17 protein-coding genes are annotated in these 21,921 nt (G+C 73.8%); 6 read left to right on the top strand and 11 right to left on the bottom strand.

What is annotated here, in order from left to right:
- Nucleotides 1-63: 63 nt before the first annotated feature.
- From IW249_RS00705 to IW249_RS00695, 3 genes are read right to left on the bottom strand one after another with little or no spacing between them, the layout of a single operon-like run.
- The gene (locus tag IW249_RS00705) at nucleotides 64-837 is read right to left on the bottom strand and encodes an adenosylcobinamide-GDP ribazoletransferase (protein ID WP_196918989.1); all 774 of its coding nucleotides are present in this window, start codon (nucleotides 835-837) and stop codon (nucleotides 64-66) included.
- Nucleotides 827-2,770, bottom strand: a complete 1,944-nt coding sequence (locus IW249_RS00700) for a bifunctional adenosylcobinamide kinase/adenosylcobinamide-phosphate guanylyltransferase (RefSeq protein ID WP_196918988.1) — start codon at nucleotides 2,768-2,770, stop codon at nucleotides 827-829. The genes IW249_RS00705 and IW249_RS00700 overlap by 11 nt, the downstream gene beginning before the upstream one ends.
- Before the next feature lie 59 nt (nucleotides 2,771-2,829).
- Complete coding sequence (locus IW249_RS00695; RefSeq protein ID WP_196918987.1) at nucleotides 2,830-4,626, bottom strand: serine/threonine-protein kinase; 1,797 nt, start codon at nucleotides 4,624-4,626, stop codon at nucleotides 2,830-2,832.
- Nucleotides 4,627-4,771: 145 nt separating this feature from the next.
- Here IW249_RS00695 and IW249_RS00690 point away from each other — a divergent pair, with 145 nt between their 5' ends.
- A complete protein-coding gene (locus tag IW249_RS00690; RefSeq protein ID WP_196918986.1) occupies nucleotides 4,772-4,972 on the top strand; it encodes a hypothetical protein in 201 nt (66 codons plus the stop codon).
- A complete protein-coding gene (locus IW249_RS00685) occupies nucleotides 4,972-5,769 on the top strand; it encodes a site-2 protease family protein (RefSeq protein WP_196918985.1) in 798 nt (265 codons plus the stop codon). The genes IW249_RS00690 and IW249_RS00685 overlap by 1 nt, the downstream gene beginning before the upstream one ends.
- A gap of 63 nt (nucleotides 5,770-5,832) precedes the next feature.
- On the opposite strand, the gene IW249_RS00680 is transcribed toward IW249_RS00685, so the two are convergent.
- From IW249_RS00680 to nadA, 6 genes are all read right to left on the bottom strand, one after another.
- On the bottom strand, nucleotides 5,833-6,831 hold the full coding sequence (locus IW249_RS00680) for an aldo/keto reductase family protein (protein WP_196918984.1): 999 nt from the start codon (nucleotides 6,829-6,831) through the stop codon (nucleotides 5,833-5,835).
- A gap of 44 nt (nucleotides 6,832-6,875) precedes the next feature.
- Nucleotides 6,876-11,579, bottom strand: coding sequence for a WG repeat-containing protein (locus IW249_RS00675; protein WP_231392364.1), 4,704 nt, complete (start codon nucleotides 11,577-11,579; stop codon nucleotides 6,876-6,878).
- A gap of 383 nt (nucleotides 11,580-11,962) precedes the next feature.
- Nucleotides 11,963-12,523, bottom strand: a complete 561-nt coding sequence (locus tag IW249_RS00670; RefSeq protein ID WP_196918983.1) for a helix-turn-helix domain-containing protein — start codon at nucleotides 12,521-12,523, stop codon at nucleotides 11,963-11,965.
- A 171-nt stretch (nucleotides 12,524-12,694) separates the two neighbouring features.
- A complete protein-coding gene (locus IW249_RS00665) occupies nucleotides 12,695-13,288 on the bottom strand; it encodes a DUF3043 domain-containing protein (protein ID WP_196918982.1) in 594 nt (197 codons plus the stop codon).
- A 113-nt stretch (nucleotides 13,289-13,401) separates the two neighbouring features.
- The gene (gene murA / locus IW249_RS00660) at nucleotides 13,402-14,757 is read right to left on the bottom strand and encodes a UDP-N-acetylglucosamine 1-carboxyvinyltransferase (RefSeq protein WP_030337972.1); all 1,356 of its coding nucleotides are present in this window, start codon (nucleotides 14,755-14,757) and stop codon (nucleotides 13,402-13,404) included.
- A 212-nt stretch (nucleotides 14,758-14,969) separates the two neighbouring features.
- Entirely contained in the window at nucleotides 14,970-16,169 is a 1,200-nt protein-coding gene (gene nadA, locus IW249_RS00655) for a quinolinate synthase NadA (RefSeq protein WP_196918981.1), read from the bottom strand.
- Between the two features lie 68 nt (nucleotides 16,170-16,237).
- Here nadA and IW249_RS00650 point away from each other — a divergent pair, with 68 nt between their 5' ends.
- The 3 genes from IW249_RS00650 (at nucleotide 16,238) to IW249_RS00640 (ending at nucleotide 19,105) form a co-directional block, all read left to right on the top strand.
- Complete coding sequence (locus tag IW249_RS00650; protein ID WP_196924567.1) at nucleotides 16,238-17,377, top strand: glycerate kinase family protein; 1,140 nt, start codon at nucleotides 16,238-16,240, stop codon at nucleotides 17,375-17,377.
- A gap of 181 nt (nucleotides 17,378-17,558) precedes the next feature.
- A complete protein-coding gene (gene erpA, locus IW249_RS00645) occupies nucleotides 17,559-17,927 on the top strand; it encodes an iron-sulfur cluster insertion protein ErpA (RefSeq protein WP_007463211.1) in 369 nt (122 codons plus the stop codon).
- A 200-nt stretch (nucleotides 17,928-18,127) separates the two neighbouring features.
- Nucleotides 18,128-19,105, top strand: coding sequence for a carbohydrate kinase family protein (locus IW249_RS00640; protein ID WP_196918980.1), 978 nt, complete (start codon nucleotides 18,128-18,130; stop codon nucleotides 19,103-19,105).
- A 111-nt stretch (nucleotides 19,106-19,216) separates the two neighbouring features.
- On the opposite strand, the gene IW249_RS00635 is transcribed toward IW249_RS00640, so the two are convergent.
- The gene (locus IW249_RS00635; RefSeq protein ID WP_196918979.1) at nucleotides 19,217-19,450 is read right to left on the bottom strand and encodes a sulfurtransferase TusA family protein; all 234 of its coding nucleotides are present in this window, start codon (nucleotides 19,448-19,450) and stop codon (nucleotides 19,217-19,219) included.
- Nucleotides 19,447-20,598 carry a cysteine desulfurase family protein gene (locus IW249_RS00630; RefSeq protein ID WP_196918978.1) on the bottom strand — a complete coding sequence of 384 codons (1,152 nt, stop codon included), beginning with the start codon at nucleotides 20,596-20,598 and terminating at the stop codon, nucleotides 19,447-19,449. Before IW249_RS00630 ends, IW249_RS00635 begins: the two co-directional genes overlap by 4 nt.
- A gap of 348 nt (nucleotides 20,599-20,946) precedes the next feature.
- Here IW249_RS00630 and ctaC point away from each other — a divergent pair, with 348 nt between their 5' ends.
- Nucleotides 20,947-21,918, top strand: coding sequence for an aa3-type cytochrome oxidase subunit II (gene ctaC, locus IW249_RS00625; RefSeq protein ID WP_196918977.1), 972 nt, complete (start codon nucleotides 20,947-20,949; stop codon nucleotides 21,916-21,918).
- Nucleotides 21,919-21,921: the final 3 nt, after the last annotated feature.

Genomic DNA, 21,921 nt, shown 5'->3' with positions numbered 1-21,921 from the left:
GGATCCCCCGGTGGCCGCGCCGGTGTTGTCGAGCCGAACGCTACCCGGCCCGCCGTACCCGGTTCAGCCGGACAGCACCAGACCCAGGTAGACCAGCGTGGTGACCACCTCGACGGTCGCCCCGAGGACGTCGCCGGTGATCCCTCCGAGCCGGCGTACCACGTGTGTGAGCAGCGGTAGTGCGACGGCGATCGCGGCGACGACGGCCAGCGGCCCCTGCCATGGACGGCCCGGCACCGCGGGCACCGCCAGCAGCACGACGACGACCGCGCCGGCGGCCAGTGCCACCGGGCCGACAGTGCCGGCCACCAACGCGCCCAACCCGTCGGGCCGGGCCGCCGGCACTCCCCGCCGGCAGGCCACAGTGACACCGAACCGCCCGGCCGCGGTCGCCGCGACCACCGCCGCGAGGCACCCCGGCCAGGACCGACCGGCGAGGTCGGCGAGCGCCGCCGCCTGCACCAGGAGTACGACCACCAGGGCGACCACCCCGAACGGGCCGACGTCCGGCTTCTTCATGATCTCCAGGGCGGCCGCGCCCCGCCGGTACGAGCCGAGCGCGTCCACGGTGTCGGCCAGCCCGTCCAGGTGCAGCCCCCGGGTGAGCAGCGCGGCGACGCCGACTGTCACACCGGCCGCCACCAGCGGGGGAGCGAGCGCCCCGGCCAGCAGCAGCACACCGGCCAGCAGGACGCCGAGCAGCGCGCCGACCACCGGGGCGAGGGCCATCGCCGTGCCGGCGACCGGGCGGTCGATGCGCCCGGCCCGCACCGGCAGCGTGGTGAACGTGGTGACCGCCAGCCGGGCTCCCGCGAGGAGCCGTGGCTCAGCCGGCACGCCAGCCCGACGCCGGCTGTTCGTCGACCTCGGTGCTGGCCGGGCCCGGACCGGCCGGCTCCGGCTCGACGAAGTCGGGCTCGGTGGAGTCGGGCTCGGTGAGATCCGGGTCGGCGTAGCTCGGGTCGGTGGACTCCGGCTCGTCGGCGGCCGGGTCGGTGTCGTCAGTGCCGGCCAGCGACGGGTGCACCGGCAGAGCGGCGGACAGCGCCAGCACCGAGCGCAGCAGCGGCAGCGCGACCAGCGCGTTCGCGCCCTCGCCGAGATCCAGCCGCAGGTCGAGCAGCGGGGTGAGGCCCAGCACGTCGGCGGCGAGCCGCACGGCCGGGTGCCCGCCGTGGTCGGCCAGCAGGCACCAGTGCCGGGCCTGCCCGGCCAGGTCGCGGCTCACCATGCCGGCGGCCAGGCCGACCGGCCCGTCGAGCAGCACCGGCACCCGGCGGGCGGTCGCGCCGAGCAGCACGCCGGTGGCCACTGCCACGTCGCCGCCGCCCAGCTCGGCGAGGATGTCCTTGGCGCCGCGCGACGAGCGTCGGGTGCGGTGCAGCGCGTCGCGGACCGCCGCGCAGCGGATCATCCACGCCGCGTCGTCGATCTCGCCGGATTCGGTGATCACCCGGCCCAGCACGGCGGGTGGCTCCGCACCGGCGGTCGCCGCGAGTACCGCCGCGGCCGCCGCCTCGGTGCCGGCTCCGCACGCCCCGAGCACCAGCAGCTGTACGCCGGCGTCGGCGGCCTGCTCGGCCAACCGCCAGCCGTAGCGCAGCGCGGACTCCACCTGTTCGGGCGTGAGGGCCGGCTGGTCCTCGATCGGCGCGGCGGCCGGCGTGTCCACCACCTGGAGACTGGCGCCGCTCTCGGCGGCCAGCCGCGCCAACGCGCCCCGGCCGGCGCGGGCCTGCGCGGCGCGGCGCGCCGACTCACCGGCGACGGTGCCGGCCGACGCCCCGCCGGCGTGGTCGCCGTGCAGCAGCAGCACCCGCACCGAGCCCCAGGCGGCGGGGATCGAGGTGCCCTGGGTGGCGGCGGCGAAGCCCACCACGCGGTCCAGCACGCCCAGCCCGGCACCTGGTACGTCAAGCGTGGCCAGCCGGTCCACCGCCTGCGGGCCCGCGTACTCGTCGGGCATCGGCAGCTCCATGCCGGGCTGGATGACCAGCCCGGTGGACACCATCGGCAGCGCCATGGTCGGCGCGGCCCACGCGTTGCCCGGCTCCGGGGTCGGGGCGGCCGGCGGGGTGTGGGTCAGCACGTCGGGCAGCTGCACCTCGGGGGTCGGCTCGGTGTCGGCCAGGCTCGCCACGACCGTGGCGGCCGCCGTCGGCGCGGTCGCAGTGGCGGCCGGCGCGGTCACGGTGGTGGTGGCGGTCGACTCGGTCGCGGTGGCGACCGGCTTGAGCCAGACCGGCTGACCGGCGACGACCAGCACCACCGCGTCGCAGGCGTCGGCGACCGCACGGTTGGCCGCGCCCAGCGCGTCGGTGAAGGCCCGGCCCAGCGGGGTGGTCGGCACCAGCGACAGCCCCACCTCGGGGCTCACCAGCACCACCCGGGCGGCGCACCCGCGGATCGCCTCGGCCAGCTCGGCGATGGTCGCCACGTCGTCGGCGGGTTGGTGGTCCGGATCGAGCAGCACTGTCACCCAGCCGCCCAGGTCGTCGACGAGCAACGTCTCGTTGGGCTCGGCGGACTCGAGCACGTCGGCCAGCCGGCGCGGATCCTCGGTGGTCTCCTCGGTGGTCCAGCTGCCCGGCCGCCGGGCGCGGTGCGCCGCCAGCCGGGTCGCCCACTCGGTGTCCTCCGGGTCGCCCTCGGGCGCGGTGGCGACGTAGCGGACCACCGGCGCGTCGGTGACCAGGGACTCGGCGAACTCGGACTTGCCGGACCGGATACCGCCGAGCACCAGGACCGTGTTCCACCCGTCTACGGACATGCCCGTACCTTAAGGCCGCCCGGGGTTGCGGTGCCTGCCGGCCCGGTGCTCCCGGCCGTTCAGTCGCAGTGTTCGAACGCGCTGCCGTAACTGACCCCACCGGTGGAGCCGCCCCACTTGACGCACGTCCCGGCGGCGGTGGCCCGCACCGGTCCGGCGTAGTAGTCGAAGGACCCGCTGTCGGTGCTGCGTGTCCGCCCCTGCACCTCCAGGTACGCCGAGGCCGCCGACTTCGTGCCGACCGCGGTGTCCTTGAGGGTGACCACGCAGTTGGTGCCGGTGCCCGCGTGGTACAGCAGGTAGACCCGGCCCTTGCGCTGCCCGTCGCCGCCGGTCAGCGTCGCCGAGTCGATCACCTGGTAGCCGCTGCCGCACGCCTGGGCGGCCGTGTACGGGTTGGGCCGGCTGGACGGGGTGCGGCTGGGCGTCGGTCGGCTGCTGGCCGTACCGGTCGGTGTGCCGCCCGGCGTCGTGGTGCGGGCGGGGTCGCTGCTGGCCGTCGCGTCGACGGCGGCGGAGCCGGTCGGGTCGGCCGTCGCGGTGCGGCTGGCGCCCGGCGTCGTGGTGGGCCGGGGCCCGGTGGTGGTCGCGTCTGCGGGTGGTAGTGATCCGTCGGCGGCCGCCACCGACTCGCCGGCCAGCGCGGGAGGCTGGGCCCCACCGTGGTCGGCTTCGGGTCGCAGCGCCACCACGGCCACCGCGACGACCAGCGCGACGAGGACGACCGCGCCGGCCCCGAGCAGCAGTGGACGGCGCCGGCCCGCCGGCCCGCCCGGGAGCGCGTCCTCCCGGGTCGGCTTCGGCCCGGTCGTCGGTTCGGCAGTGCCGCTCGCCGGTGGGCGCGGCGCGGCGGGCCCTGCCGACACCGGCCCGGCGGGCGGCGCCGCCCCGACCGGCGGCGTGGGAGTCAGGCCGGCCGGCGGCACGGGAGCCGGGCCGACGGGAACGGCGGGGGCCGGGACGGCGGACGGGGTCGGAGCGGCCAGCGCCCACGGAGGGCGGGCGGAGACCGGGATGCTGGCCAGTGTCGCGTCGCGGGCGTCGGCGGCGGCAGCGGCCAACTCAGCGGCGCTGCCGAACCGGTCCTCCGGACGCTTGGCCAGCGCGCGGGCCACCACGGCGGCGACCGCCGGTGGGGTGTCCGCCGGCAGCGCGGCCGGGTCCTCCTGAGCGTGGCGGAGCGCCACCGCGAGGGGGTTGTCACCGTGGAAGGGCGGCTGCCCGGCAAGGCAGAAGTACGCCACCGCGCCGAGCGCGTAGATGTCGGTGGCGGCCGAGACCGGCTGCCCGGTGGCCTGCTCGGGGGACATGTACGAGGCGGTGCCGAGCACCATGTTCGCGGCGGTGAGCCCGGCCATGTCGCGGGACCGGGCGATGCCGAAGTCGACGAGCACCACGGTGCCGTCGGCCTTGACCAGCAGGTTGCCCGGCTTCACGTCGCGGTGCACGATGCCGGCGAGGTGGGCGGTGTGCAGCGCGTCGGCGGCCTGGGCCAGCACCGACATGGTGGTGGCCGGATCCAGCCGCCCCACCGCGCGCACCCGGGCGGACAACGGCTCGCCCTCGACGTACTCCATCACCAGGTAGTCGACCTGGCTGCCGTCGTCGAGCGCGGCCTGCCCCACGTCGTGCACCGGGACCACGCCGGGATGCCGCAGCGCGGCCAGCATCCGCGCCTCGCCCCGGAACCGGGCGGTGAACTCCGGATCGGCGACCAGCGACGGCAGCAGCACCTTCACCGCGACCTCGCGTTCCAGCAGCACGTCCGTGCCGCGCCAGACCGCGCCCATCCCGCCCGTCGCCACCCGCTCGCCCAGCCGGTACCGGTCGCCGAGCAGTACTCCCCGCGTCAACACCGAGCCACCGTACCGGCCGGCGTCAATCGGTTTGATCCACCCCGTGGGTCCCGGCCGGGGCGAGCGAGCGGCCGTTGCGCGCCGGGCCGACTACGCTGGCGAGGGTTCGTCCCACGGGGACTTCAGCGGCGAGGGGAGACGCGGCATGGCGTGGAGCTGGCGGTACGAGGGCACGGACGGCCAGACGGTCGAGGGACCGGCGGAGTCGTTCAGCAGCCAGGCCGACGCCGAATCCTGGATCGGTCAGACCTGGCGGGAGCTCGCGGCGTCCGGCGTCACCTCGGTCGCGCTCGTGGAGGACGACCGGGTGGAGTACCGGATGAGCCTGCTGCCCACGGCCGAGTGATGGCCTACGACCGCCCGGGCGGTGACGGGCTGGTCCTCGGCGTACCCAGGGCGGCGTTCCGGCCCAGCCCGGTCTTCCTCGGCCTGGTCGCGCTCTTCGCGGTCAGCGGGGTGTTGACCTGGAACGGGTACGGCAGCGTCCGGTTCAACGTGTTCCTCTTCGTGGTGTCCGGTTGGCTGGTGTCGCTCTGCCTGCACGAGTACGCCCACGCGGTGGTGGCCTACCGGGCCGGCGACCGGGACATCGCCCACCGCGGCTACCTGACGCTGAACCCGTTCAAGTACACCCACCCGCTGCTGTCGATCGTGCTGCCGGTGGTGGTGGTGCTGCTCGGCGGCATCGGCCTGCCGGGTGGCGCGGTCTGGGTGGACCGGCACGCCATTCCGGGCCGACTGCGGCACACCCTGGTCAGCCTCGCCGGCCCGGCGACCAACGTGCTGTTTACGTTGGTGCTGGTGGCGGTGGTGCGGCTCGGCGCCCAGTCGGGTGGTCCGGTGGAGTTCTGGGCCGGGGTGGCGCTGCTCGCCTTCCTCCAGCTCACCGCCAGTGTGCTGAACCTGCTGCCGGTGCCCGGCCTGGACGGCGGCAACATGATCCAGCCGTGGCTCAACCCGCAGTGGCGCAAGATGTACGACCTGTTCGCGCCGTACGGCTTCATCCTGCTCTTCGCGTTGCTGTGGAACCCGCGCATCGGTGGGTGGTTCTTCGACGCGGTCTTCGCGGTCGGTGACCTGCTCGGTCTGCCGTCGTGGCTCTACGCCACCGGCCTGGAGCTGATCCGCTTCTGGCAGAGCTGACCTGAGCTGGGCTGACCGGCCCGGTCGGCGTGCAACACCCACGCCGGCCGGGCCGGACCCGTGTCAGGGACGCTGCGCGGGTGACTCGGTCTTTGCCGGGTCCCGCTCGGTGACCGGCCCGACGATGTCGTCGATCGCCTTGAGCAGGTCGGCGTCGAGCTTCACCCCGGCCGCCTTCACGTTGTCGTGCACCTGCTCGGGGCGGGACGCGCCGATGATCGCCGAGGAGACGTTCGGGTTCTGCAGGACCCACGCCACGGCGAGCTGGGCCATGCTCAGCCCGGCCTGCTCGGCGATGGGCTTGAGCTGCTGCACCCGGGTCAGCACGTCGTCGTTCATGAACCGGGAGATGAAGCCCGCGCCGGACTTCTCGTCGGTGGCGCGGGAACCGGCCGGCGGCGGCTGCCCCGGCAGGTACTTGCCGGAGAGCACGCCCTGCGCCATCGGCGACCAGACGATCTGCCCGATGCCCAGCTCCTCGCTGGCCGGCACCACCTCGCTCTCGATGACCCGCCACAGCATCGAGTACTGCGGCTGGTTGGAGACCAGCGGGATGTGCAGCTCCCGGGCGAGCGGGTGCGCGGCGCGCAGCTGCTCGGCGGTCCACTCGGAGACCCCGATGTAGTGCGCCTTGCCGGAGTGCACGACGTCGGCGAACGCCTCCATCGTCTCCTCCAGCGGCGTGCTGTAGTCGTACCGGTGGGCCTGGTAGAGGTCCACGTAGTCGGTACGCAGCCGGCGCAGCGAGCCGTTGATCGACTCCATGATGTGCTTGCGGGACAGGCCACGGTCGTTGCGGCCCGGCCCGGTCGGCCAGTAGACCTTGGTGAAGATCTCCAGGCCCTCCCGGCGCTCGTTCTCCAGCGCCCGGCCGAGCACGTCCTCGGCTCGGGTGCCGGCGTACACGTCGGCGGTGTCGAAGGTCGTGATCCCCGCGTCGAGTGCGGCCCGGACGCAGGCGAACGCGGCGTCCTCCTCGACCTGCGACCCGTGGGTGATCCAGTTGCCGTACGAGATCTCGCTGACCATCAGGCCGGAACGGCCCAGGTGTCGGAATTCCATGTACCGACCCTAGCTCTAGTGGATCACCGATGGCGATCGGTGACTCAGAGAACCGGGTTGGCGTCGGTGAGTAGCCGGTCGATCTCCTCCAGCACCTCGGCGCGATCGCCGTGCACCGGGTCGATGAGCGGCACGCCGCGCCGGTCCAGCGCGCCCCACCGCCCGTTGCCGCTCTCGACCAGGAACGCCACCGGGTGGATGACCAGCATCGGGTGCGACGGCGGGACCAGCACCGTGCCGGTGCGGTCCACCACGCCCCGCCGACCCGCCACGTCGACCACGGCGAGCCCCTCGTCGGTGAAACCGTCGATCTGCTGGCCGTCGGCCAACTCGGTGACGAAGCCGTGGTAGCGGGTCGGCACGACGATCCGGCCGGTCCGGTCGACCGCCCCCCACCCCTCACGTCGCACCGCGGCCAGCCCGCGCCGGAACGGTCGTACCTCGGCGAAGTTGGGTGCGACCTGCACCGCGCCGGTCGCGTCGATCGCCGTCCAACCGCCCTCGCCGACCACCCAGGCCAGGCCGTCGCTGAACGGGTGCGCCGCCCGGAAGGACGGTGGGATCACCGTCGTGCCGAGCAGGTTGATCAGCGACCAGCGGTCGGTGTCCGGCCGCCGGACCCAGGCCAACCCGTCGTGGAAGGGCTGCGCCTCGGCGTACCGGGCGGGAATGACCACGTCGCCGTCCTGGCTGGTGTAACCCCAGAGCGGCCCGTCCCGGTGCGGCAACGGGGGCCGGTCCCGGTCGAGCACCTCGTCCCGACCCCGGGGGTACGGCCCGAAGCCATCCGCCTCGGCCCGGACGGTGACCGCGTCCAGGGCCACCCGGACCCGGTCCAGCAGTTCGGCGTCGCCCGCGCCGCGCAGGTCGAGCGCCTTCTCGAAGTGTTCGCAGGCCTCCATGAGCCGTCCCTGGTCGTAGGACGACCGCCCGGCGTGCTCGTGCAGCGCGGCCCGCAACCGGTCGGGCAACTCGACCGAGTTGGCCTGGGCGAAGAGCTGGTCCGCCTCGGCGAAGTCGCCGCGCCAGCGCAGCACGTGGGCCAGCCGGGCCTGGGCCAGCGCGGTCCGGCGCAGCTCGCCGGTCGCCTCGGCGTAGGTGAGGGCGAGCCGACCGTCGGCCAGCGCGTCGTCGAGGTCGCCGAGGATCCGCGACGCCACCGCCCGCAGGCTGAGCAGACGCGCCCGAGCACGGTTGTCGACAGCCGAGCCCAACTTCTCGGTCAACCGCCGCCGGATGGCCCGCAGGTCGTCCGGCTCGGTCAGCTCCTCGCGCAGGGTGACCGGGTCCAACCGCCACCGGTACGCGGCCAGCACCTGTTCCGGGTCGCCCGGGTCGGCCAGTGACGGGCGGGTCACCACCGGCGGCGCGTCGTCGGGTGGCGCGGACACCGGCACGTTCACCGCGTCTTCACCGCTGCGCGGACCGGGTACGGCCGAGGCGGGTGGCCCGGACGTCGGCTCCACCGACGCCGGCGGCCCGGAGACGGGCGCTGCCTCAGGCGCTGGCGGCGCGGAGACGGGCGCTGCCTCAGGCGCTGGCGGCGCGGAGACGGGTGTCTCGGCGAACGCTGGCGGCGCGGAGACGGGTGCTGCGGGCGGGGCCGAAATAGGCGGTGCCGGGGGCGCGGAGACCGGCGTGACCGAGGCAGTCGGTGCGGAGGCGGGCGGTGCGGAGACGGGCGGCGGGCTCGTGTCGTCCGCAGCTGGCACGGGCAGCGCGGTGTCGACCGGCCACTCGTCGTCCTGCCAGCCATCGGTCAGGCTCGTGCTCGGATCGTCAGCCGGTTCCGCCGGCTCGGCGTGTGGCGTGAGTTCGTCCGTCGGGCCGTACTCGACCGGATCGGTGTCCTCGGAGGGCGAAGCGGTGGAGAGCTGCTGGTCGGCCTCGCCCTCGGCGTCGAGGTCGGCTTCGGTCCGCTGGTGGGGCATCGCGACGACAGGTGCGCCGGAGACGGGCTGGTCGCCGTCCACCGTTCCCGCGTCCGCAGCGGGAAGCGGGTCGTCCTCCAGGTCGTCCGCCCAGAGCCGGGGGGCATCGGAGACCGAGTCGGCGGGCGGCACGGAGACCGGGCGGGCGGGCGGCGCGGAGACGACCGGCGCGAAGGCGTCGTCTGGTGTCGACCCGCCGGGGTGCTCGTCGGCCACGTCGAGGTGGGTATCGACCCTCGGCGTCGACGTCTCCTCCGCGTCCGGTGCGGCCGGTGTCGTGGCGAGGTCGGGGTCGCCGGCCGTCGAGTCGTCGTCGGCCGGGTCGAACGACTGCTGATCCGTCGTCGGCTCATCCTGGTCGGATTCAGCGGGCGGGGCGGGGCTGAACCACGCTTCCGGCCCTCGGGCACGCGGGACGTCGTCCGGCTCGCGAACGGGCGCCACCGGCTCTTCCGAGGGCGGCGGGGGTACGTAGCGGCGCGGCGTACCGGGGGCCAGCGGAAGCGCCGGCACGACGTCCTCTGCCGGCGGCTGCGAGGCCGCAGGAGCCGAAGCCGCGGGGGTCGGGTCGGCCGGGGGCGGGACGGGACGGGTTGCCGGTGGCTCCGGCGCCTGCCAGGTGGGTGGCGGGGCGACCGACGGGCGTGCGTCCGCCGTCGGGGCCGGTCGCTCCGGCGAGTACGGGCGCGGCGGCGCGGCCGGGCGATCGGCGGAGTGTGGCCGCTCCGGGGAGGGCGAGCGGTCCGGGGAGACCGGGCGGCGGTCGGTCGGTGCGGTGCCGGCCGTCGGGTCGCCGACCCGACGGCGGTCCGGCTCGTCGCCGCGCCGCTGCTTCGCAGGGTGGCCCCCGGTGCCGGGGCCGGGGTAACGCGGCGGCGGGGTGGGGTGGGCCCCGGACGCCGGTGGCGGTTCGGCAAGTGGCCGGTGTGCCGGTGCTGGCGGGGCAGCCGACCGCTCGTCGGCGCCGGGCGGGTCCACCTGCGCGGGCAGGTACTCCAGCCGCAGGCGGGCGGCGGGTGGCCCCGAGACGGGCCGGTCGGCGGCGGGGGAGACCGGAACGGCGGACACCGGTCGGTCCCGACCTGGCGCGGCGGGAGAGACGGGTGCCGGTGACACCGGCCGTTCCGGGGAGGCGGGGACGGCTGACACCGGTCGGTCCCCGCCGCGGGTGGCGGGGGAGTCGGGTGCCGGTGACACCGGCCGTTCCGGGGTCGCGGGGGAGACCGGGACGGCCGACAGCGGTCGGTCCCAACCGGGCGAGACGGGGGCCGGCGACACCGGTCGCTCCGGGGAGACCGGTGGGACCGGCATGGCCCGGCCGGCCGCGGGCGGCGCGGTCGCGGCCGGGCGTACCGACCGATCGTCGTACCGCGCCGGGGTGGCCGTCGGTCGATCGTCGGGCCGGGACGGCGTGGCCGTCGGCCGTTCGGACCGGGCGGCCGGCCGCGACGCGATGCCCGGCTCGGCGCTGCGGTGGGGGTCCGCGCTGCGGTGCGGGTCGGGACTGCGGTGCGGGTCGGTGCGGTGCGGGTCTGCGGTGCGGTGCGGATCGGCGGTGCGGGGTGGGTCGGTGCGGTGACCCGGCTCCCGGGCGCGGTCCGGGGTGCGGTCCTGGCGCACCGGACCCGGCGGTGGCCAGGGCAGGCTGCCGTCCGGCCGTTGGCCCGGCTGCGGGCGGGGCTCGCGGTGGGCGTCCTCACGAGGTGCGTCCTCGCGGTACCCGTTCTCGCGGTACGCGTCCGGGCGGGCCTGCTCGCGGGGTCGCCGGTCCGGGTACGCCTCGGCGCGGGCTGCCGCCTCACGGGGCTGCTGCCAGTGCGGGTCGGGGTCGGGTCGGCGCCGGTCGTCGTCGAGGCGGGGCTGGTCGGGCAGGTCCGTTTCGGGGCGACGCCGCCGTCCACCGTTGGGTGAGGGCGCTGCGCCGATGCCCTCGTCCGCCCGGTAGCGCGGCTCGGGGCGGCGCAGGTCGTCGGCGGCCCGGTCCGGGTATCCGTCGGCGCGGTATCGCGTGCGGTCGTCCAAGGGCGCCCACGGGTCGGCCGCGTCGGCGATCCGGCCGTCGTGGTCGCGGGTGGGTCGGACGGCGTACCCGTCGTCGGGGTGCCGCTCGTAACCGGCGGCCGGTCGCTCCGGTGTGCCGCGCCGACGTGGTGCGTCGTCCGGCTCGGGCACCCAGCCGGGTTCGGGCCGGGGCGCGGGGGACACCGGCGGCGTGCCCCGGTAACCCCGATCCCGCTCGGTGGGCTCCTGCCGCGGGCGACGGCTGTCGTACCGCTCGGGGTTGGGCTGGTCCCGATGCCAGGCGGCTTCCCGTGCGGGCCCCCGCTCCTCGACGGGGCGGCGGTCGGACCAGGCGGTACGCCGGTCCGACTCGGGGGAGCGGCGTTCGTCGCGGCGGGGTGGCTCCGGCAGCGGACGACGGTACGGCTCGTGGTCGTAGTGGCGGGAGTCGGCGGTGTCGGGCCGGCCGTAGACGGAGGTGTCCGCCGGGCGCTCGTCGCCCCGGAGCCGGCCGTAGGCCGGTGTCTCGCCCGGCTCGTCGTCCACCCAGGACCGGCCCTGGGGTGCCTGTTCCGCCGGTGGTTCGTCGGACCACGACCGGCCGAGGTAGGTGCCGTCCGGGCGGGTGGGCGCGAGCGGTGGCACCTCGGCGCGGCCGGACACCGTCGCCCGGCCACGCGGTGGCGGCTGGTGCGGCATGCCGATGTCGCCGGGGTAGCGCTGGCCGGGGAACTGGGGGTGCCACTCGGTGGTCGGTTCTACCACCCAGGACGGCTCGTTCGGGTCCGGCCACCGGTCGGTGTAGCGGCCGTTCATCCGTGGAGCCCGTCGCCACACCCGGCCGCGGGGCCGATACTCGCCGGGCGTGAGCTGTCCGCAGCCGTCGCGGGGTGATCGCTGGGCGTCCGGTCGCCGCCTGCCACGCCCCGGTGGCCGGCTCGCGTCCGCTCGCTCACGCGTTGTCACCTCGTTGCAAATTGTCGCGCTGGGGCCGCACATGCCGGTCAGGTCGCCGCTCCGGCAGGCCGTGGCTGCGGATGGAGGGTAACGGCGTGGGCTCGCTCACCGCCACTGTGGTGCCGCCCACCGGCGCAAACGTTATCCCATTGGTTTCGGACATTTGGTCCTATAACCGAATCTGGACTCCGACCCTACCGCACTCGGAGACCATCCGGCTCCGGCGGGATCGCCGCGCTCGTTCAGGGATGCTCCATGATGAGGACGGCGAACGTACCGGGAGCGAGCGCCTCGTAACGGTGCGGGGCGTCCCCGGGGAACGTGGCGTAGTCGCCGGGGTCGAGTTCCACAGGCGTCGCCTCGGGCCCTACCCGCAGCCGGCCGGCGGCGACCACCACATGCTCGATGCTGCGGGGGGTGTGTCCGTGTCCGGCCCGGACCGAGCCCGGTTCCAGCCTGATCAGGTAGACGTCCCGGCGCAGGTGCGCCGCGCCGGCGCTGAGCAGCGTTCCGCTGAAGTCGGCCTGCTCGGAGCGGACGTGCGGCCCGTCCCCCGCCCGGATGACCCGTACGCCGTCGTCGACGGGCTCCACCAGTCGGCTGAACGGCACGCCGAGGGCGACACCCAACGCCCAGAGCGTCTCCACGCTCGGGTTGCCGGTGCCCGACTCCAGTTGGGAGAGGGTGGACTTGGCCACCCCCGCCCGGCGGGCCAGCTCGGTCAGCGAGATGTTGACCCGTTCCCGCTCCCGGCGCAGGGCGGCGGCGATGGTGGCCAGCGGGGCAGCCGGTTCCGAAGGCATGCCTTCGCTCCATTGGGTCGAACGTTCGGTGTGGCGAACAACGGCAACCCGTTCAGCATGATGAACCCGCGGCACAGTCCGCGCAGATACGGCGAAACTGCTGCCTCTGAGATGTCTGAGGCAGCAGTTTCGCTCATGTCGTGCGGATCCTGCGGGTGTGGGAGCCCGGGGTCAGACCTTGTCGCCGAGATTGACCTGGGGCGCCGGAGCGCGCATCCGCCGGAAGGTGATCGACCGCATGACCGCGTAGAGGTAGAGCGAGCCCATCCGCTGGTCGGTCTTCGGGAAGCGCTCCCGGACCAGCTTGCCGATCTTGCGGCAGATCAGCACCGAGTCGACGACCATGCCCAGAGCCAGCGCGCCCCAGACCACGTTGGAGATCAGCCGGACCAGCGCCGGCATGGCCGCGTTCGACCCGACCAGCGCGATCAGCGCGCCGCCGAAGAACCAGGTGCCGACGGTACGACGGGAGTCGACCACGTTGCGGGCCAGCAGCCGCTCCGGGCCACGGTCGCGGGGGCCGCCCTCGCGGCGGAACTCCGACGCGGCCTCGGCGCGCAGTTGGCGGCGACGCTCCCGCTCCTCCTCCTTGGTGAGGGGGCGGGTGGGGCCGGCCGGGCGACGGCCGACGGTGGGCCGCTTCGGCGTCTCCCGACCCTTGGCCGGGGTGTAACCCCGGGGACGCTCAGCGGTCTCCTCGGGGGTCACCGAGGAGACGGCCTCGTCGACGAGGTCGGTGGACTTGCGGCGAAAGAGCGACGGCACGCGGCAAGGGTAGCCAACGGTCCGCGCCCGGTGCACATCGCGGTACAGCGGCCGACGGCTCCAGGTCGCAGCGCGACCTGGAGCCGTCGTAGCCGAACGATGGGTGACCGAGGTTACGGACGCTCGGCGTGCGCGCCCAGGTCGGCGAGCTTCGCCTCGAAGTCCTCGTAGCCCCGGTTGATCAGGTCCACGCCGTACACCCGGGAGGTGCCCTCGGCGGCGAGCGCCGCGATCAGGTGGCTGAACCCGGCCCGCAGGTCCGGGATGACCAGGTCGGCGGCGTGCAGCTTGCTCGGCCCGGCGATCACTGCGGAGTGCTTGAAGTTGCGCCGGCCGAAGCGGCACGGGGTGCCGCCGAGGCAGTCCCGGTAGACCTGGATGTTGGCGCCCATCGAGTTGAGGGCCTCGGTGTAGCCCAGCCGCTGCTCGTAGACCGTCTCGTGGACGATCGACAGGCCTCGGGCCTGGGTCAGCGCCACGACCAGCGGCTGCTGCCAGTCGGTCATGAAGCCGGGGTGCACGTCGGTCTCCAGCGCCACCGCGTTCAGCTCGCCACCCGGGTGCCAGAAGCGGATGCCGCCCTCCTGGCCCGGGTCGCCCAGCTTCGGCGCGCGGGCGTCGGTGACCTCGTACTCGCCGCCGACCGAGCGGAAGATGTTCAGGAAGGTCATCATGTCGGCCTGCTGCGCGCCCAGCACCTCGACGTGACCACGGGTCGCCAGGGCGGCGGCCGCCCAGCTCGCCGCCTCGATCCGGTCCGGGATCGGCCGGTGGGTGTAGCCGTGCAGCTTGGGCACGCCCTGGATCTCGATCACCCGGTCGGTGTGGACCTTGATGATCGCGCCCATCTTCTGCAGGATGCAGATCAGGTCGATGATCTCCGGCTCCACCGCGGCGTTGCGCAGCTCGGTGACGCCCTCGGCCATCACGGCGGTCAGCAGCACCTGCTCGGTGGCGCCGACGCTCGGGTACGGCAGGGCGAACTTGGTCCCGTGCAGCCCGTTGGGCGCGGACAGGTGCAACCCCTCCGGCCGCTTGTCGACAGTGGCGCCGAACTCGCGCAGTGCCTGGAGGTGGAAGTCGATCGGGCGCGGGCCGATGTGGCAGCCGCCCAGATCCGGGATGAACGCGTGCCCGAGGCGGTGCAGCAGCGGGCCGCAGAACAGGATCGGGATCCGGCTGGAACCGGCGTGCACGTTGATCTGGTCGGTGCTGGCGCTCTCCACGTTCGCCGGGTCGAAGACGAGCTCGCCGTCCTCGGTGCCGTCGGTGACCTTGACGCCGTGCAGGCCGAGCAGACCTCGCACCACCTCGACGTCGCGGATCTTGGGCACGTCGAACAGCCGGCTCGGGCTGTCGCCGAGCAGCGCGGCGACCATCGCCTTCGATACCAGGTTCTTCGCGCCGCGCACGCGGATCCGCCCTTCGAGCGGAGTACCTCCGTGCACAACCAGGACGTCGTCGGTCAACGCAACCTCCAGCGCGTCGGTGCTGCCGTGTTGATGGTGGGGTGCCTGAACCTTGTCGCTACCCCGGATGCGGCCATATCGAAACGGCCCGCGTGTGTCGTCGCTTGGGCAGCATAGCCCTCGGTGACGAAAAACGACTCGGTCACATCGGCGTGTGTGGCATTAATCGGTGATCCGGCACTTTTGCGTACCAAGAGCGCTACGGATCGTGATCAGGACACCGCCGGCGGTGGAGTGTCCGCGCCAGGCAGCGCGAGCATCTGATCCAGCGCCACCCGGGCGTGGTGCGCGGTGTCGGCGTCCACCGTGATCTGGTTGACCACCCGGCCCGCGACCAGCTCCTCCAGGGCCCACACCAGGTGCGGCAGATCGATCCGGTTCATCGTCGAGCAGTAGCAGACGGCCTTGTCCAGGAACATGATCTGCTTGTCCGGGTGCGCCAGCGCGAGCCGGCGGACCAGGTTCAGCTCGGTGCCGAGCGCCCACGCCGAGCCGGCCGGAGCAGCCTCGATGGTCTTGATGATGTATTCGGTGGACCCGACGTAGTCGGAGGCCGTGACCACCTCGTGCCGGCACTCCGGGTGGACCAGGACGTTGACCCCGGGCACCCGCTCCCGTACGTCGTTGACGCTCTCCAGGGTGAACCGGCCGTGCACCGAGCAGTGCCCCCGCCACAGGATCATCTTCGCGTCGCGCAGCTGCTCCGGGGTGAGCCCGCCACCGGGCTTGTGCGGGTCGTAGAGAACGCAGTCGTCCAGCGACAGGCCCATCTCCAGCACCGCCGTGTTGCGGCCCAGGTGCTGATCCGGCAGGAAGAGCACCTTCGACCCCTGCTCGAAGGCCCAGTCGAGGGCGCGCTTGGCGTTGGACGAGGTGCAGACCACGCCGCCGTTGCGGCCCACGAAGCCCTTGATGTCCGCCGAGGAGTTCATGTACGTCACCGGCACTGTCTCGCCGGCGATGCCCAACTCGGTCAGCGTGTCCCACGCGGCCTCGACCTGGCCCAGCACCGCCATGTCCGCCATCGAGCAACCCGCCGCGAGGTCGGGCAGGATCACCCGCTGGGCGTCGGTGGTGAGGATGTCGGCGCTCTCGGCCATGAAGTGCACGCCGCAGAAGACGATGTACTCCGCGTCCGGGCGGGCCGCGGCCTCCCGGGCCAGCTTGAACGAGTCGCCTGTCACGTCGGCGAACTGGATCACCTCGTCGCGCTGGTAGTGGTGCCCCAGGACGAAGACCTTGCTGCCCAGTTTCGCCTTCGCGGCGGTGGCGCGGGCCACCAGATCCGGATCGCTGGGCGCCGGCAGGTCGCCCGGACACTCGACGCCGCGCTCGGTGTCGGGGTCGCTGCCCCGGCCGAGCAGCAGCAGAGCCGTCGCCGTGTTGGAGGGTTCCACCCAGGTCGAAGTCACGTAGCCAATGGTCCCACAGCGCGAGCGCGACGCAGCTTCGCTCGGTGTGGGCTGCCACACTGCTCGGCATGCGCGTGCTGCTCTGCCCGGACAAGTTCGCCGGCACCCTGTCCGCACCGGAGGTGGCCGCCGCCGTCGCCGCCGGTTGGCGCACCGTCACCGAGGGGGACGATCTGCTGATCCGACCGCTCGCCGACGGCGGGCCGGGCTTCGTGGAGGTGCTCGCCGAAGCCCTCGGTGGCCGGCGGGTGCCGGTGGCGACTGTCGATCCGCTGGGCCGGCCGGCGGCCGGTGAGATCCTGCTCACCGCCGACGGCGCGACCGCCTATCTGGAGAGCGCGCAGGCGTGCGGCCTGCACCTGCTCTCCGGGGCCGAGCGCGACCCGAAGAGCACCACCTCGTACGGGCTGGGTCTGTTGGTGGCCGCCGCTGTGGAGAGCGGTGCCCGCACTGTGGTGATCGGGCTGGGCGGCTCCGGCACCAACGACGCCGGCGCCGGAATGCTCGCCGCGCTGGGCGTGACCCCCCTCGACCAGGGCGGCGCCGCTCTGCCGTACGGCGGGGCGGCACTCGCCGCGGTCGACGCGCTGGACGGCGCGCCCCGGCTGCGCGGCGTCCGGCTGGTCGCGGCCACCGACGTGGACAACCCCCTGCTCGGCCTGCACGGCGCGAGCAACGTGTTCGGCCCGCAGAAGGGCGCCGACCGGGCTGACGTACTGCTGCTCGACGCGGCCCTGGAGCGTTTCGCGGCGGTGCTGGAACGGGACCTGGCCGGCTGCCCGGCGGGGCTCGGCGCGCTGCCCGGGGGCGGGGCCGCCGGCGGCATCGGTGCCGCGCTCCTCGCCCTTGGCGGCGACTGCGAGTCGGGGATCGGCCTGGTCACCCGGGCCACCCGACTCGACGCCGCGCTGGACACCGCCGACCTGGTGATCACCGGGGAGGGGTCGTTCGACCACCAGTCGCTGCGCGGCAAGGTCGTCGCCGGGGTGGCCGGCGCCGCCCGGGACCGGGGAGTGCCCTGTGTGGTGGTGGCCGGGCAGGTGAGCACCGGCCGGCGGGAGGCCGCCTCGGCGGGGGTGACCGACGCGTACAGCCTGGTGGAGCATTTCGGCGGCGAGGAGGGCGGCGGGCTCGACGCCGCGCTGAGCCGGCCCGCGGAGGGGCTGCGCGAGCTGGGCGCCCGGCTGGCCCGGCAGTGGAGCCGCTGAGCGTCCCGACCGCCCGTGCGCCCGCCCCGACCGGGGCCTACCTGGGGCGGCGGTCACGCCACGCGGGTGCACCCGCCCGAGGCGGCGTACGATCGGCTGAGGACCACAACCGGGAATCACTGGACGGCGTGCGACGTTGGCCAGTGCGTCCGGACCCAAAACCGCGCAGGGAGACTTCCACGTGACCACGCCAGCGCAGACCGAGTCGACCGAGGCCCAGGCCCCTACTTCCGTCGTCCTCACCGACGTCGCGGCGCAGAAGGTCAAGGCCCTGATCGAGCAGGAGGGCCGCGACGACCTGCGGCTCCGCGTCGCCGTGCAGCCGGGCGGCTGCTCCGGCCTGCGGTACCAGCTCTTCTTCGACGAGCGTTCGCTCGACGGTGACGTCGTGACCGACTTCGGTGGTGTCGAGGTCGTCGTCGACCGGATGAGCGCCCCGTACCTTTCCGGCGCGACGATCGACTTCGCCGACCGGATCGACGCCCAGGGCTTCACCATTGACAACCCCAACGCGGGCAACTCCTGCGCCTGCGGTGACTCGTTCAACTGAGTCACACCACACACACCAGCGACGATGGGGCCGTTCTCCGGAACGGCCCCATCGTCGTACCGGTCGGCGGTCGCGCCGGTCTGGGAGCGGTCCCGACGGAGGCCGTGGCGGGCTGGTTGCCGTTGTCCGACCGAGCGGTGACCATCGGGTTGCCGTGCCGGTAGGCTGACCGCGCCCTGCTCCCGACCCCGAGGGTTGACATGAAGATCGCCGTCACCGGCTCGATCGCCACCGATCACCTGATGAGCTTCCCCGGTCGCTTCGCCGACCAGCTCATCGCCGATCAGCTGCACAAGGTGTCCCTCTCCTTCCTTGTCGACGACCTGGTGCTCCGCCGAGGTGGTGTGGCGGCGAACATCTCCTTCGGGATGGGTCAGCTCGGCCTGCGCCCGGTGCTGCTCGGCGCCGTCGGCGCCGACTTCGCCGACTACCGCTCCTGGCTGGAGCGCCACGGCGTGGACTGCGACTCGGTACACATCAGCGAGGTGGCGCACACCGCCCGCTTCGTCTGCACCACCGACACCGACATGTGCCAGATCGCGTCGTTCTACGCCGGTGCGATGAGCGAGGCCCGCAACATCGAGCTGGCCCCGGTCGCCGACCGGCTCGGCGGTCTGGACCTGGTGCTGGTCGGCGCCAACGACCCCGAGGCGATGCTGCGCCACTCGGCCGAGTGCCGCAGCCGCGGGTACGCCTTCGCCGCCGACCCGTCCCAGCAGCTCGCCCGGATGCCCGGCGAGGACGTGGTGGCGCTGATCGAAGGCGCCGAGTACCTGATGACCAACGACTACGAGAAGTCGCTGCTGCAGAGCAAGGCGCAGCTCAGCGACGACCAGTTGCTGGACCTGGTCAAAGTGCGGGTCACCACGCTGGGCAAGCACGGTGTGGAGATCGCCGGGCGCGGCATCGACCCGATCCACGTACCGATCGCGCGGGAGATCCGGGCGGTCGACCCGACCGGCGTCGGCGACGGCTTCCGGGCCGGCTTCTTCACCGCGCTCTCCTGGGGCCTCGGCCTGGAGCGGGCCGCCCAGGTCGGCTCGCTGCTGGCCACGCTGGTCCTGGAGACCGTCGGCACCCAGGAGTACGACGTCCGCCGCGACCTGTTCGTCAAGCGGCTGGCCGAGTCCTACGGCGACGCCGCGGCGGAAGAGGTCCGCCCCCACCTCCTCCCGTAACCCGCTCCTGTCGAGTGGATCATGGAGTTGTGGTGGTCGAATGGCAGCTCTCTGCGGCTTTTGTCCCCCACCACAACTCCATGATCGACGCCTGGTGAGGCGGTGGTGGGGTCAGTGGGTGCGGCGGACGTCGTAGGCGGGGCCGTCCGGGCCGTCGACCGAGCCGAGGAACTCCTGGCCGCGCATCCGGCACCAGGCGGGGATGTCGACCGCCGCCGCCGGGTCGTCGGCCAGCACCCGGACCACAGTGCCGACCGGCACCTCGGGCATCCGTCGCGCCGCCGCGATCACGGGCAGCGGGCAGCGTTGCCCCCGGCAGTCGATCACCTCGTCCGGCATCGTCACAGCCCCACCACCCCGGCCTCGGCGCGCAGCCCGGCGACGATCCCCGGCAACTCGGTCAGGAACCGCTCCACGTCCGCCTCGGTCGTCTCCCGGTGCAGGCTGACCCGCACGTTGCCGTGCGAGAGCACCCCCATGGCCTCCAACACGTGCGACGGGCGCAGCGTGGACGAGGTGCAGGACGAGCCGGACGACACGGCGAAGCCCCGCCGATCGAGGGCGTGCAGCAGCGCTTCCCCGTCGACGTACAGGCACGAGAAGGTGACCAGGTGGGGGAGCCGGAGCACCGGGTCGCCCACCACCTCCACGTCGGGCACCTCCGCCGCGACCCGCTCCCGGACCCGGTCCACCAGGGCGGCCAGCCGGGTCGCCTCGGCAGCCGCGTCGGCCGCCGCCGCCCGCAGGCTCGCCGCCGCCGCCACGACCGCCGGCAGGTTCACCACCCCTGGGGTACGCCCGCTCTCCCGCTCGTCGGCCGGCCAGGGTGACTCCCAGCGGGCGCCCTTGCGGACCGCCAGCACCCCCACCCCGGGTGGCCCGCCCCACTTGTGGGCGCTCGCCGTGAGCACCGACCAACCGGCCGGCAGGGGCACCCGGCCCACCGACTGGGCCGCGTCCACGTACAGCGGCACACCCGCGTCGGCGCACGCGGCCGCCGCCTCGGCGACCGGCTGCACAGTCCCCACCTCGTGACTGGCGGTGATCAAAGCGGCCAGCGCGACCCCCGGGGCCCGAACCGCGCTCGACCACGCGGCCAGGTCCAGCCGGCCCAACCGGTCGACCGGCACCTCGGTGGCGGACCCGCCCGCGCCGACGTGCCGCTCCGCCGCGTGCAGCACCGCCGAGTGCTCGATCGCCGAGTGCACAAGCGTCGACCCGACCCGGCGCCGCCCCGCCAGGCCGCCGAGCACCGCGCCGTGCGCTGCGGTCGTACCGCTGGGGGTGAAGGACACCTCGTCGGCGCGGACGCCGAGCGTCAGCGCGGTGGCCTCGCGGGCGGCGTCGAGCAGTTGCCGGGCCCGGCGGGCCTGCGTGTACAGCTTGCCCGGGTCGGCCCAGCCGTCGTCGAGCGCGGCCAACAGCGCCTGCCGCGCGACCGGATGCATCGGCGCGGCGGTCGCCGCGTCCAGGTAGACCGGGGATGCGCTCACGGACCTGCCTTCGTTCGCGGCTGCGGGGCTCGCAACCCCGGCTCACTCCTCGCGCTCACGGACCTGCCTTCGTTCGCGGCTGCGGGGCTCGCAACCCCGGCTCACTCCTCGCGCTCATGGACCTGCCTTCGTTCGCGGCTGCGGGGCTCGCAACCCCGGCTCACTCCTCGCGCTCACAGGTGGCAACGCTATCGCGGCGGTATGCCTAGGATCCCCCCGATGGGGGTCGGACAGTGACCCCACCACGGCCGAGTCCGTCATGGTCGAGTAATCTGCGACCGTCGGTGACGCCTTTGCCGCCGGTGCTGACGAAGGACGCACCGCGGCGCGCTAGGGAGGCAGGACCAGGTGGTCGCAAGGAGTTCGGAGGTACGGCCGTCGGCCGTACGGCACAGCGCTTCCCCAGGGGTTGGTGGACGCCGGGGGCGTGGTGCTGGTCGCCTGGCCGGGCTCGGTCTCGGTGGCGTGGCGTTGCTGGTTCTGCTCACGGGCTGTGACGTCGGTCAGACGTTCGACGGCTTCGGCTGGCCGCAGGGCGGCATCTCGCCGGAGTCCAAGCGGATGTACGACCTGTGGATCGCCTCCTGCATCGCCGCGCTCGCGGTCGGCGTCTTCGTGTGGGGCCTGATCTTCTGGTGCGTCGTGCGCTACCGCAAGCGTGGCAACGCGCTGCCGGTGCAGACCCGCTACAACATGCCGATGGAGTTCCTCTACACCATCGCGCCGATCCTGATCGTCTCCGTGCTCTTCTACTACACGGCGATCGTGCAGACCGACGTCGACAAGTTGTCGAAGAACCCGGACGTCACGGTCGAGGTCGTCGCGTTCAAGTGGAACTGGCAGTTCAACTACCGCGACGGTCAGGGCACTGAAGCCCGCACCACGGCGTCGACGCTCGGCACCAGTGAGGTCATCCCGGTGCTGGTGCTGCCGACCAACCGGTCCATCCGGTTCGAGGAGACCAGCCGCGACGTCATCCACTCTTTCTGGGTGCCGGAGCTGCTCTTCAAGCGGGACGTCATGCCGGGCAAGATCCGCAACGTGTTCGAGGTCTCCAGCCTGGACGCCGAGGGTGCCTACGTCGGGCGCTGCGCCGAGCTGTGCGGCAGCTACCACGCGTTCATGAACTTCGAGCTGCGGGTGGTCTCGCCGGAGAAGTACGACCAGTTCCTCGCGGCCAAGCAGAGCGGCAAGTCCACCCAGGATGCGCTGTCCGCGATCGGTGAGCAGCCGTACGCGCAGACCACGCAGCCGTTCGACACGCGGCGGACGCAGGACAACTTCAACCCGGACGACGTTCCGGCCCGCACGGGAAGCTGAGGC

This window comes from Micromonospora vinacea, assembly GCF_015751785.1.
Taxonomy (GTDB): Bacteria; Actinomycetota; Actinomycetes; order Mycobacteriales; family Micromonosporaceae; genus Micromonospora; species Micromonospora vinacea.
Note: the sequence above shows the minus strand (reverse complement) of the source record. Positions and strands in the feature narration are given on the sequence as shown.

What these genes read in the sequence shown, in the direction of transcription:
- IW249_RS00685 (WP_196918985.1), top strand. Translation starts at nt 4,972, where the DNA reads ATGGCCTACGACCGCCCGGGCGGTGACGGGCTGGTCCTCGGCGTACCC.
- IW249_RS00675 (WP_231392364.1), bottom strand. Translation starts at nt 11,579, where the DNA reads ATGAACGGCCGCTACACCGACCGGTGGCCGGACCCGAACGAGCCGTCC.
- IW249_RS00680 (WP_196918984.1), bottom strand. Translation starts at nt 6,831, where the DNA reads ATGGAATTCCGACACCTGGGCCGTTCCGGCCTGATGGTCAGCGAGATC.
- IW249_RS00650 (WP_196924567.1), top strand. Translation starts at nt 16,238, where the DNA reads ATGCGCGTGCTGCTCTGCCCGGACAAGTTCGCCGGCACCCTGTCCGCA.
- IW249_RS00690 (WP_196918986.1), top strand. Translation starts at nt 4,772, where the DNA reads ATGGCGTGGAGCTGGCGGTACGAGGGCACGGACGGCCAGACGGTCGAG.
- IW249_RS00700 (WP_196918988.1), bottom strand. Translation starts at nt 2,770, where the DNA reads ATGTCCGTAGACGGGTGGAACACGGTCCTGGTGCTCGGCGGTATCCGG.
- IW249_RS00640 (WP_196918980.1), top strand. Translation starts at nt 18,128, where the DNA reads ATGAAGATCGCCGTCACCGGCTCGATCGCCACCGATCACCTGATGAGC.
- IW249_RS00670 (WP_196918983.1), bottom strand. Translation starts at nt 12,523, where the DNA reads ATGCCTTCGGAACCGGCTGCCCCGCTGGCCACCATCGCCGCCGCCCTG.